This is a genomic window from Clostridium algifaecis, from assembly GCF_017874415.1.
In the GTDB taxonomy this organism is placed as follows: domain Bacteria; phylum Bacillota; class Clostridia; order Clostridiales; family Clostridiaceae; genus Clostridium_B; species Clostridium_B algifaecis.
Genome location: NZ_JAGGLM010000012.1, coordinates 21,465 through 33,288 on the forward strand (window position 1 = coordinate 21,465; position 11,824 = coordinate 33,288).

8 protein-coding genes and 1 pseudogene are annotated in these 11,824 nt (G+C 31.6%); 2 read left to right on the plus strand and 7 right to left on the minus strand.

The genetic code is table 11. From position 1 onward, the window contains the following. Positions 1-86 precede the first annotated feature (86 nt). From J2Z42_RS09470 to hydG, 6 genes and pseudogenes are all read right to left on the minus strand, one after another. Positions 87-2,945, minus strand: coding sequence for a DNA topoisomerase IV subunit A (locus J2Z42_RS09470; protein WP_209702393.1), 2,859 nt, complete (start codon positions 2,943-2,945; stop codon positions 87-89). A gap of 16 nt (positions 2,946-2,961) precedes the next feature. Continuing rightward, positions 2,962-4,911, minus strand: a complete 1,950-nt coding sequence (locus tag J2Z42_RS09475; RefSeq protein WP_209702394.1) for a DNA gyrase/topoisomerase IV subunit B — start codon at positions 4,909-4,911, stop codon at positions 2,962-2,964. 143 nt (positions 4,912-5,054) lie between these two features. After that, positions 5,055-5,975 carry a methyl-accepting chemotaxis protein gene (locus tag J2Z42_RS09480; protein WP_439897326.1) on the minus strand — a complete coding sequence of 307 codons (921 nt, stop codon included), beginning with the start codon at positions 5,973-5,975 and terminating at the stop codon, positions 5,055-5,057. 303 nt (positions 5,976-6,278) lie between these two features. Next, positions 6,279-6,784 (minus strand): annotated as a pseudogene (locus tag J2Z42_RS09485) (MCP four helix bundle domain-containing protein); the annotation flags it as partial. Positions 6,785-7,061: 277 nt separating this feature from the next. Next, positions 7,062-7,382, minus strand: coding sequence for a hypothetical protein (locus tag J2Z42_RS09490; protein WP_209702397.1), 321 nt, complete (start codon positions 7,380-7,382; stop codon positions 7,062-7,064). Positions 7,383-7,406: 24 nt separating this feature from the next. After that, positions 7,407-8,834, minus strand: coding sequence for a [FeFe] hydrogenase H-cluster radical SAM maturase HydG (hydG, locus tag J2Z42_RS09495; protein ID WP_209702398.1), 1,428 nt, complete (start codon positions 8,832-8,834; stop codon positions 7,407-7,409). 445 nt (positions 8,835-9,279) lie between these two features. On the opposite strand from hydG, the gene pdxS reads away from it, so the two are divergent. Together pdxS and pdxT are read left to right on the plus strand one after the other, a co-directional pair. Next, complete coding sequence (gene pdxS / locus J2Z42_RS09500; protein ID WP_209702399.1) at positions 9,280-10,149, plus strand: pyridoxal 5'-phosphate synthase lyase subunit PdxS; 870 nt, start codon at positions 9,280-9,282, stop codon at positions 10,147-10,149. Positions 10,150-10,151: 2 nt separating this feature from the next. Then, entirely contained in the window at positions 10,152-10,733 is a 582-nt protein-coding gene (gene pdxT / locus J2Z42_RS09505) for a pyridoxal 5'-phosphate synthase glutaminase subunit PdxT (protein WP_209702400.1), read from the plus strand. Between the two features lie 188 nt (positions 10,734-10,921). Here pdxT and J2Z42_RS09510 read toward each other — a convergent pair whose 3' ends face one another. Next, positions 10,922-11,800, minus strand: a complete 879-nt coding sequence (locus J2Z42_RS09510) for a DUF1002 domain-containing protein (protein ID WP_209702401.1) — start codon at positions 11,798-11,800, stop codon at positions 10,922-10,924. Between the last annotated feature and the right edge of the window lie 24 nt (positions 11,801-11,824).

Genomic DNA, 11,824 nt, shown 5'->3' on the forward strand with positions numbered 1-11,824 from the left:
CTCTACTAAAATGGCTCTCTCATTCTCTGCCGTTTATATAAAATATTATAATACATATTTTATATAAACACAATAGGGTATTTATTTTATTTTAATGTAACATTTTCTATGTTATAATCCTCATTTATAATAGATTTTCCTTTCCCTCCCCTATTTTGAATTTTTATATCTTTTAATTTTATTTTCAATTTTTTTCCGTTTTTACATTTTACATCTAAGAATGAGACAGTATCTTCATTTTCAATAATAAATGCACAAATTACTTTATCATCATCTTTTAAATTTATGGCAGCAGCACCAGCTGCAATTTTTCCTGTAGGGTTTACATCATTACTTGAAAATTTAATTTCCAATCCATTTTTAGTTAAAACCATTATTTCTGTATTTTCTTTTTCAGAATATTTTACGTCAATTAAAATATCATTTGTATCTTTAAATTTATAAGCTGTTTGTTTAATTTTAATATTGCTGAACTCACTTAATTCAGTCTTTTTTATCATTCCTTGTTGAGTAAAGAAATATATATATCCATTTTTAAAATTCTCTATTGACATTATACTTAATATACTTGATTTCTTTGGAATTTCAAATAAATCAGTTATGCTTATTCCACCATCTAAATTTTGAAGCATAACTGATGGAATTGAAAATACGTCTCCTTTTTTTGTAAACAAGAGTATATGACTATTTGAATTTGTATATGTTCCAAAAGTCCTGCAAGCTTTTTCTGAAGACTTTAGTATTCCATTTTTGTCTATAGAAACATAGAATCTTTTTTGTATTCCACTTTCTCCAAAGCGTATACCTATAACTTCATCAACCTCCGGCATGCTAAACATATTTGTACTGACTATGTTTCTGTCTTCAAGATCAATCTCAGGTTCAGGTATTGTAAATTTCAGTCCAATTTTAGTAGTAACATCAAGATAAGCTTCTTTCCTATCTTTTAAAGTCAATTTTACATCTATAAGCTTTTCATCTTTCTTCAATTTAATCGCCATAAGCTTTGTATAATTAGTACTGAATTTTTCTATAGATGTCTTTTTTATACCTCCAGTACTTGTAAACATCATAAAATTCGAATTGTAATCATCATCTTCCAAATTTATAAACGATACTATTTTTTCCTCTGATGTATTCAAGCCTTTTACTACGTTGTCAATCTTTTCTCCTTTTTCCCTCCATTTTAATTCGGGGATATCAATACCTCTCAGCTTATACATATTTCCCATGTCAGTAAATAACATGAGTGTATTTTTAGTATTTGAATTTATAAGAAATCTGTTATAGTCCCCTTCCCGGTACTCTATTTCTTCTACATTTTTTGTGGAACGATTGTAACTTTTTTTAGATATTCTTTTTATAAAGCCTTCATTTGACATAGTTACAATAATATCTTCTTCAACTATAGTCTCCTCCACATTTATTTTTGCTTCATTGTCATCTTCTATAATATCTGTTTTTCTATCGTCACCATATTTGTCTCTTATTTCTCTAAGTTCACTTTTTATGACTTTAAACTGCTCCTTCTCACTTTTAAGTATGAGTTCAAGTGAGTTTATATGTTTTTCAAGTTTTCTATGCTCTTTTTCAAATTCTACTATTTCAAGTCCGGTAAGTCTGTATAGCATTAATTCAAGTATAGCCTCAGCCTGAATTTTCGTGAATTCGAATTTATCCATAAGATTTGAGGCTGCATCTTTTTTAGATTTTGAGCTCCTTATGGTCTTTATAATATCATCCATTATTCCAATAGCTTTTATAAATCCTTCTACAATGTGGAATCTGTTTTTGGATTCAGAAAGTTCTTTTTTAGTTCTTCTTATCAATATCTCTTTCTGATATTTTATAAAATATTCAAGTATATCTTTTAATGAAAGTGTCCTTGGTTTTCCATCGGCCAGTGCCACCATATTAAATGACACACTGCACTGGAGGTCTGTTTTCTTGAAAAGATATTTTAAAATTTTCTCTACCTGATCATAATCTACAGATTTTCTAAATTCAATTACAGCTCTAATTCCAGTTCTATCGGATTCATCCCTTATATCAGAAATTGCTTCCAGATTTCTTGAATGTTTTTTATCCGCTGTCATTTCCGAGATAATCTGAAGTAATTTTGCCTTGCTTCTTCTGTAAGGAAATTCAGTTATCACTATTCCAAGTCTTCCATTTTCCAGTTTTTCTATAGATGTTTTAGCTCTCAGTGTAACTTTTCCCTCACCTGTAGAATACGCTGACTCAAGTGAACCCTTTCCTATTATTATTCCACCAGTTGGAAGATCCGGCCCCTTGATATATTTCATAACCCCCGATGTATCCAAATCCGGGTTATCCATTAATGAAATAGCTGCATCTATAACTTCTCTTAAATTATGTGGTGGTATGTTGGTTGCAAGTCCTACTGCTATTCCAAATGTTCCATTTACAAGTAAATTTGGATATCTTACAGGAAGAACTTCAGGCTCTTTTTCTGATCCAGAATAGTTGTCCACCATATTTACTACATCATCTTCTATGTATTTTACCATTTCCATGGCAATAGGGGTAAGTCTTGCTTCAGTATAACGCATAGCGGCTGCACTGTCACCATCCTGACTTCCCCAGTTTCCATGTCCATCTATAAGCGGCATTCTTGTCGTAAAATTTTGTGCCAGTATCACCATTGCATCATATACTGAAGTATCTCCATGTGGATGATACTTACCTAAAATATCACCAACTATCCTTGCAGATTTATAATATGGCCTATCTGGAAAAGCCTTGAGCATATATGCACCATATATTATCCTCCTATGTACAGGTTTTAGGCCGTCTCTTACATCCGGAAGTGCCCTGTCTTTTGCCACCTCAACAGCATAAGGAAGATAATTATCCGGCATGGCATCCTCTATTGGAAGTTTTATTATATTGTTATCTTTAGGAATTATTATCTTTTTAACCAAATTAAGTCCTCCTGATCTAAAATTGTGCGTATTTATACATATATTTCTTTCTAGGTGCTACAACGTCTCCCATCAAAAGCGAAACCATTTTTTCTGCTTTAGCTGCATCATCTATAGTTATTCTTTGAAGTGTTCTGCTTTCAGGATTCAAAGTAGTTTCCCACAGTTGATCAGGGTTCATTTCACCAAGTCCTTTATATCTTTGTATAAGTGCACCTTTTCCAACTTCTTTTTTTGCACTTGAAAGCTGCCCGTCACTATAGGCATACCTGACTACCTCTTTGCTCCTGTTTTGTTTATACACTTTATAAAGCGGCGGCAATGCTATATAAAGGTGTCCATTTGAAATAAGCTGTCTCATATATCTATATATATAAGTCATCCACAGAGTCCTTATATGATATCCATCTACATCTGCATCACTAAGTATTATGATTTTATCATATTTTAGATCTTTTTCATTGTAATTTTCAAGTATCCCAGTTCCTATTGCTGTATTAAATATTTTTAACTCTTCACTTCCAATTACATTTTCAAGTTTTTGCTTTTCAGTATTCATGATCTTGCCTTTAGAAGGCATTATTGTCTGGAACCTTCTGTCCCTTGCCTGTTTTGCGGAACCTCCTGCTGAATCCCCCTCGACTACAATAAACTCACAGTTTGAACAATCTTTTAATGTACATACTGCAATTTTACCTGCAAGCGGTGCAGCACCTTTTCCTATTTTCTTTTTTTCAGCATCATTTATCTTCTTTATTTTTTCTCTTCTTGCAGCAGCATCAATTGCATTATTCATTATAATAGCTGCTGTATCCTTATTATCTTCAATCCATTCACAAAGTTTTGTATAAGACAGATCATTCATCATAGTATAGGCTTCTGTATTGCCAAGCTTAGTTTTTGTCTGCCCTTCAAATACAGGATTACTTATTTTTATCTTAACTATAGCTGTCATTCCCTCTCTTAAGTCATCTCCATCAAATTCTACGTCTTTGATTAAATTAAGCTTTTTTCCCATATCCTTAAATGCCCTTGTCATGCCGGTTTTAAAACCGCTTTCATGAGTTCCTGATTCCGTAGTTGGTATATTATTTACATAACTAAGTATGTGATATGTAGTAGAATCAGTAAACTGAATGCACACTTCTCCCTGCATATTTATATCTTCAAGTTTCCTGTCTCCTTGAAATAATATAGGCTCTTTGTGAAGAGTAGTTTTACTTTCATTCAAATAATCTATAAAATCCAGAAGTCCTCTTTCTGAATGATATTCTTTTTTTATTTCATCCCCGTTTCTATTATCTATAAGCTTTAAGTTTATACCTTTATTCTGAAAAGCCAGTTCTTTTAACCTTTCATCTATTATATCAAATTTAAAATCCACTGTAGAAAATATGCTTGAATCGGGCATAAAGGTTACTTTTGTGCCTGTTTCTTCTGTATCTCCAATTACTTCAAGAGAAGTTACCGGCGTACCCGGCATATTTTTTTTAAGAGCTTTATCATAGGAATATTCAAATCTTTGTTTATATATGTGCTCATTCTGCTTAACTTCAACTTCGAGCCACTTTGAAAGAGCATTTACTACAGCAGCCCCTACTCCATGGAGGCCTCCAGAAGTTTTATACACATTGTTGTTAAATTTTCCTCCAGTATGAAGCTCCGTAAATACCATTTCCACACCTGTTTTTTTCTTCAGCTTATGTACCCCTGTAGGAATTCCCCTTCCATTATCTATTACTGTTACACTGCCATCTTTGTTTAATATAACAGCAGCTTCTGTTCCAAATCCATTTGATATTTCATCTATAGAATTATCTAATATTTCCCATATGCAGTGATGAAGTCCGCGGCTTCCTATTGATCCTATGTACATTCCCGGTCTTACTCTTATCGGTTCAAGTTTTTCAAGAGACGTTAAAGAATTTACATCATATATCTCATTTTTATTTTTTCTTTGTTCCATGTTTCTCCTCCAAACTATATTGGCAGTCTTCTTAATGTGCGAAAAAAAAACCTTCTCGATAAAGAAGGAATAATAAATTAAATTTTGTACTTCAAAAATTATTATATATATACTAGGTTAATTATGCAAATATATTTTAAATTTTATTCTTGCAATTTAAATTTCTGCACTGTTTCATGTAATTTCTGAGCCATTTCAGCCTGACTTTGAGCTGTAAGTGAAATCTGGTTTATACCATGTGATGATTCATGAGTACCATCTTTTATAGCGTTGGTGCTATTTGATGTACTGTCCATAAGTCCTGCCATTTTTTGTGCAGATTCGCTTACCTGATCCATAGTTGCACTTAGTTCCTCTGACATTGCTGCTATTTTTTCAGACATTGAACTTACAAAATCAGCATCTTTATAGTATTCATTACTCATATTTTCACAATTCTCAAATTCAGGGTTTACATCATCCTGTATAAATTTTAATATTTCACTGCTAGTATCTGAAAGATTCTTAAAAGCAAATTGAACTTTTGAAATAGTATCCTGTATACCAGCTACTGCATCAGAAGACTGTTCTGCCAATTTTCTAACTTCTTCTGCAACTACTGAAAATCCTTTGCCCTGTTCTCCTGCCCTTGCTGCTTCAATTGCTGCATTGAGTGCTAAAAGATTAGTTTGTTCTGCAATAGATGCAATGGTATCCGACATAGTTTTTATGTTATCTACTACTTTTCCATCTTCAATAGCTTTGATTATGTTTTCTTCTTTTTCTTTATAAATATTATTTATTTTTTGTACAGATTGATTTATTCTATTTTTAAATTTAGTAGCCTTATCCTTTGACCCAGTAGAACTTTTACTTGCTTCGTCTGCTTGCTTTGCCAGTTCAGTGACACTTGAGTCAACTTCCTGTACCGATGCACTTATTTCCTCTGATTCGGAACTGTTTTGGCGAACCCCATTTGCTATACCATCTGTAGCATTTTCTATACTTTCAAATTTTGCTGTTATCTGCTCTACGGATGCAGAAAGTTCTTCACTCGAAGCACTCATTTCCTGAGAATTATCCATAATTGTAAATATGAGTTTTTTTACATTTTCCTGTGCTTTACCCAATTCATTAATAGCATGTCCAAATTCATCTTTTATATTAGTACTATACGTATGTGAAAAATCATAATTTGAAAGATTTTCTGCGAATCTTTCTATTTTAGATAATGGGGCACTTATACTTTTTGAAGTAAATATTCCTAATAATATAGCAATCAAAAGCCCCAGTATAGTTATAATAAAATTTGCTATACTTGAAAAAGAATACACTTTTTCATTACTTGAATTTGCATAATCGGCACTATTTCTATTATCCTCTATTAATTTGTCAAGACTTGAAAAAACACTTTTTCTGAGAGGTGTTATTTTTTTAAATTCATTATTTGCTCCATTTAAATTATTTTGAGAAACATAATTGTTTACTTTTTTTCCTACTTCCATATATTGATTTATTTTGTCTTTAAGTTCATTCCAATCTTTTTTTCTGAAGAATTCAAATCTAAATTATCGTATTTCTTCATAGCTTCATTTGTACTATTAATACTTTTATTCATGTCATTCGAAGCACTCTGTAATTGATTCTTTTGATAAATTAATTTCATTATGTTGGCCCTTATCTCTGTCAAGTTTTTTTCTATGCTAACTGATAGATAAACGCTCTGAAGATTTTTATCAAATATAACTTTAGAATTTGAATTTACTTTTCTGACACTTATTGTTCCAACAATACCAACTATAAATACCATCAGTGCTATAATTACAAAACATACCATTAATCGTGCTTTAACATTTAATTTTTGTAAAATATTCAATTTTATAATCCACCTCATTTTTTAATTAATTTACTTACTACTATTAATAATAACAAATTTACCTAATATTATCAAAACATTTGTGTAATAATTTATCAAATATTAAATAATATTATATATATTATTAAAAAAATTGGTTTTAATATAAATTTAATATGACAAATGTTATATTAAATTTATCTATGATAGTATATTTTTTTTAAAAATTTCCCGGATTAATTTCAAAAAACAAAATTAAACCAGGAAATCAATTTTAAAGATTATATCATTTTATATTACAAAATATATGTTATTATTATCTTTTAACAGCCACAACTAATTTAAAAAGAGATACTAAAACATCCTTCTCATAAGCGGATACATTTTCAAAACTTTGAAGAAATACAACATATCTTTCATCAAGCTCTATTTTTTCCTGCGGCATAAAAGTTTCAGTCCCCGCTCCTATAATGTACTCTATTCTTTTTGTAAATCTTTCTGCAAATACAACCTGGGTTCCACTATAGAATTCAGCAGTATTCTCACATAACATTTTAAATGCATCTTTTAAATTCGTCTGCTTGAATGCCTCTTTTAAATTACTTTCTACAAACTTCTTAAATTTTGTTTTATCCATACCAAACCCTCATCTACATTAACTTTAGATATATATATCCCTTTGTCCATCGACAATAAGCTGCAATTTTTTCTTTATTATATCCTGTTTAGCAGGTTCAAATTTCTTTATTGTCTTGTTTATAACTTCATCTCCTGCTTTTTTAGTTTCAGGTGAAGCATAATCAAGAAGATATTCTTTAAAAGTAAATATTGCATTTGGAATACAGTAGTTGTGGATTAATCCTTTCTTAGCTATACCCATAAAGTGAGCTCCAGTTCTTCCACATCTATAGTCAGCTGTACAAAATGAAGGAATACATCCATGCTTGCATACATCTCTTACTGCCTCATCAAGACTCCTCATGTCTCCAAGCTGGAACTGTTCCTTTTCAGGTATCAATCCTTCATCATATTCTGCATAGCCACCGATACCGATTCTAGAACCTGCATCTATCTGTGATACTCCAAGAGGTAGCACTTCTTCCCTAACCTTAGTGCTTTCCCTTGCTGTTAAAATCATACCTGTATAAGGCACTGAAAGTCTAAGTATGGCTACTAATTTTTTGAAATCTTCGTCTGATACCCTGTATTTAGGATTCAATGTGAAAGGTACATCCAGAGCTGGTTCTATTCTAGGAAATGATATAGTATGAGGTCCAACTCCATTAAACATTTTTTCAAAATGAATAGTGTGATATAAGAGTCCCATAACTTCAAATTTCCAATCATAAAGTCCAAACAATGCGCCTATACCAAGGTCATCTATTCCTGCTTCCATTGCTCTGTCAAGTCCATAAAGTCTCCATGCATAGTTGGCTTTTCTATCTCCCTTAGGATGAAGTTTTTTGTAAGTCTCATGGTGATAAGTCTCCTGAAATATCTGAAATGTTCCAATACCTGCTTCATGAAGTTTTTTATAGCCCTCAACATCAAGAGGTGCAGCATTTATGTTTACTCTTCTTATTTCTCCTCTTCCAACTTTTGTCGAATAAACTTTTTTTATGGTTTTAGCTATAAAATCCGCATCATACATAGGATGTTCACCATATACAAGTATAAGTCTCTTGTGTCCTGCTTTTTCTAGAACTTCAACTTCTTTACCAAGCTCATCCATAGTAAGTGTTTTTCTATTTATTGCATCATTTGCATTTCTAAATCCGCAATATTTGCAATTATTTATGCAATTATTTCCAACATATAATGGTGCAAAAAAAACTATTCTTTCTCCATATACTTCTTCTTTTATCTTTCTTGCTAAAGAAAACATTTCTTCAAGCAAGTCCTTGTCTTCTATTTGTAATAATTTTGCAGTTTCTTCAGGTTCCAGCCTGATTTTTTTCTTAGCCTTGTCAAATATTCTTCTTATTTCACTTTTATCTGGATTTTTCGCTGCATTTAATTGCTCCCATATTTTATCATCATCAATAAAATCTTTAAGATTAGGATCTAAATACTTCTGGTCAATTTTCATAATTTTTTCCTCCCTACAATAAAAAAAATTAAACCCCTGTGCTGTGCTGAAAGTTTAACTAATTTATATAAAACAAGTACTTATATAATTAAATATAGAAAGAATAAATTGATAAATACTTCTCTATAAAATATGTTCTATCAGCATCTTGCTCAGAAAATTCTTTGCAATCTGGTATAGATTTTAATATTATCTCTAGAAGCAGATATTCCACAACTAAAGAACAATTACATTGTATACTAATAAAGTATTTTTTGTCAATAATCAAATTGGTATTTTTCGATATTATTGATAATAATTTAACATTTAAAATGTATGAGTACACTTTTCAAATATCAAATTATAAACTATACTCAATTCAATTCATATTTATAGTGAAATGTGCACAGTTCACTTTTATAGTTTTATTATACACCAAAAATTAATTATACAAGGAGAAAATATTATGGGACAATATGAAATAAATAAAAATTTAGCTCAGATGTTAAAGGGCGGAGTAATAATGGATGTTGTAAATAAGGAACAAGCTGTAATTGCTGAAAAAGCAGGAGCTTGTGCAGTTATGGCACTTGAAAGAGTTCCATCAGATATAAGAAAACAAGGCGGAGTTGCAAGGATGTCAGATCCAAAAATGATAAAAGAGATACAGGAAGCCGTATCAATACCTGTTATGGCAAAAGTTAGAATAGGACACTTTGTTGAAGCTCAGGTACTTCAACAGTTAAATATAGATTTTATAGACGAAAGTGAAGTTTTGACTCCTGCAGACAATTCCTATCACATAAACAAATGGGATTTCAAGGTACCTTTTGTATGCGGTGCAAGAAACCTGGGAGAAGCTCTCAGAAGAATAGGCGAAGGTGCTTCCATGATAAGGACAAAAGGTGAGGCTGGAACCGGAAATGTTGTTGAAGCTGTAACTCATATGAGAACTATGGTAGATGACATAGCAAGGGTTAAAAGTGCGAAAAAAGAGGAACTTATGACAATTGCAAAAGATTTTCAGGCACCTTATGATTTAATAAAATTTGTGTGGGAAAATGGTAAACTTCCTGTAGTAAATTTTGCAGCAGGTGGAATTGCAACACCAGCAGACGCAGCACTTATGATGCAGCTCGGAGCTGAAGGTGTATTTGTAGGTTCTGGAATATTCAAATCAGAAAATCCAGAAAAGAGAGCCAATGCCATAGTACTTGCTACAACATATTACAATGATCCTAAAAAAATTGAGGAAGTTTCAGAAGATATAGGTGATGCAATGCCAGGACTTGAAATAGATAACTTAAATGAAAAATATGCAGAGCGAGGCTGGTAGTCATGAAAATCGGAATACTTTCCTTTCAAGGAGGAGTAATAGAGCATATAAAGCATATTGAAGCTCTTAACTCTTCTGCAGTTGAAATAAAAAATCCAGATCAGCTTGACGATATCGATGGAATAATACTTCCCGGAGGAGAAAGTACAACTATAGGAAAACTTCTAAAAGATACAAATATGATGATACCTCTAAGGGAAAAAATATTAAATGGTCTTCCTGTATGGGGAACCTGTGCAGGTATGATATTACTCGCAAACAATATAGAAAATTCAGATAAAAGTTACTTAAGGGTAATAGATATTACAGTAAGGCGAAATGCATATGGAAGCCAGATTGACAGTTTTTCAGAAAATGCATTAATTAAAGATGTATCTCCACATAAAATACCTCTTGTATTTATAAGAGCTCCTTTTATTACAAGACTAGGCTCTGATGTAGAGAGTTTATGCAAAGTAAATGGAAATACAGTTGCCGCAAAATATAAAAATATTCTGGTAACTTCATTTCACCCTGAGCTTACAGAAAATTTAGATTTTCATAAATATTTTTTATCACAATGCAGGCAGTTAGTTAAGAGTTAATAATTAAGGAGAGTCGACAATTCGTTCGGCTCTCCAATTTTTATTTTTTCATTCAACTGAAATAATCGGAATAACATTTATTTTTGTTGTGGTATAAATGTCTCTATTTTATAATTTTCAAATTCCATGTTTATGTCGCCCCACAAATTAGTTAATAATTAATAGTTAATAATTAATAGTTAATAATTTTAGAAAAGATTTGAGAAGAAATTTGCAATGGAATCCATAAATTTGCTAAAAAATCCCTTTGCTTGTTGTGCCTGTTCACTGCCTATAGCTCCTTTGAGCTTACTTGACACATCATTTAATTGTCCCTTTAAATCTCCAAAATTCAAGTTTAATCCATTTATTTTGTTCATAAGTGAAGTTAACTTGTCAATATCCTGTGAACTCAAGTTAAGATTATAATTATTAGTTACATTTTCAACTATCTTCCTTACTTCTGCATCATCTTTAGGTTTGTCCTGAATTACCTGCTTCTTAATGTCATTTACAACCCCTGCAGCCTTATCTTTTCCTATCTTTTGTCCAAGATCTCCAGTAGTCATAAGTTCATCATTTGCTACTTTCTTTTTATTTTCATCAATTTTGCTGCCAGCACTGCTGTTTTCAAATCCCTTTAGAATTCCTGTAAGTGCTGCGGTACCTGATACATTAAAAGGTGCAGCTGCTTTAACATTTGCATTTTTTATTCCAGCTGTTATAAGTGCATTTTTTATCATACTGCTGCTTACCCAGTATATATTATTAGTTGTTACATTCAATCCACCACTTGAAGTAGGCTCCACATAGGCACAGGATATAGATTTTGTACCTATCTGATCACTGCTTGCTACATCACTCAGATATTTTTTTTCTTCATCTATGTTAACTTCTATTACATTAGCTTCCTGTCTGCTAACTCCAAAATATTTGAGCATTTGCTCCTTTTGTGCGTCTGTAAGATTTCCACCTAAAGTTACAACTTTATAAGCATCTGCATGAACAACATTTCCTGAAAGTGGTGATATTATGCATACAGCCATAAGCAGCACAATTAATTTAGTAAAAATTGTTTTTATCTTCATAGTTCAAAACTCCCTTATAATTTA

Bases quoted from the DNA above. Each gene is read 5' to 3' on its own strand.
- J2Z42_RS09475 (WP_209702394.1), bottom strand. From the start codon at position 4,911: ATGGAACAAAGAAAAAATAAAAATGAGATATATGATGTAAATTCTTTA.
- J2Z42_RS09480 (WP_439897326.1), bottom strand. From the start codon at position 5,975: ATGGATAATTCTCAGGAAATGAGTGCTTCGAGTGAAGAACTTTCTGCA.
- J2Z42_RS09490 (WP_209702397.1), bottom strand. From the start codon at position 7,382: ATGGATAAAACAAAATTTAAGAAGTTTGTAGAAAGTAATTTAAAAGAG.
- hydG (WP_209702398.1), bottom strand. From the start codon at position 8,834: ATGAAAATTGACCAGAAGTATTTAGATCCTAATCTTAAAGATTTTATT.
- pdxS (WP_209702399.1), top strand. From the start codon at position 9,280: ATGGGACAATATGAAATAAATAAAAATTTAGCTCAGATGTTAAAGGGC.
- pdxT (WP_209702400.1), top strand. From the start codon at position 10,152: ATGAAAATCGGAATACTTTCCTTTCAAGGAGGAGTAATAGAGCATATA.
- J2Z42_RS09510 (WP_209702401.1), bottom strand. From the start codon at position 11,800: ATGAAGATAAAAACAATTTTTACTAAATTAATTGTGCTGCTTATGGCT.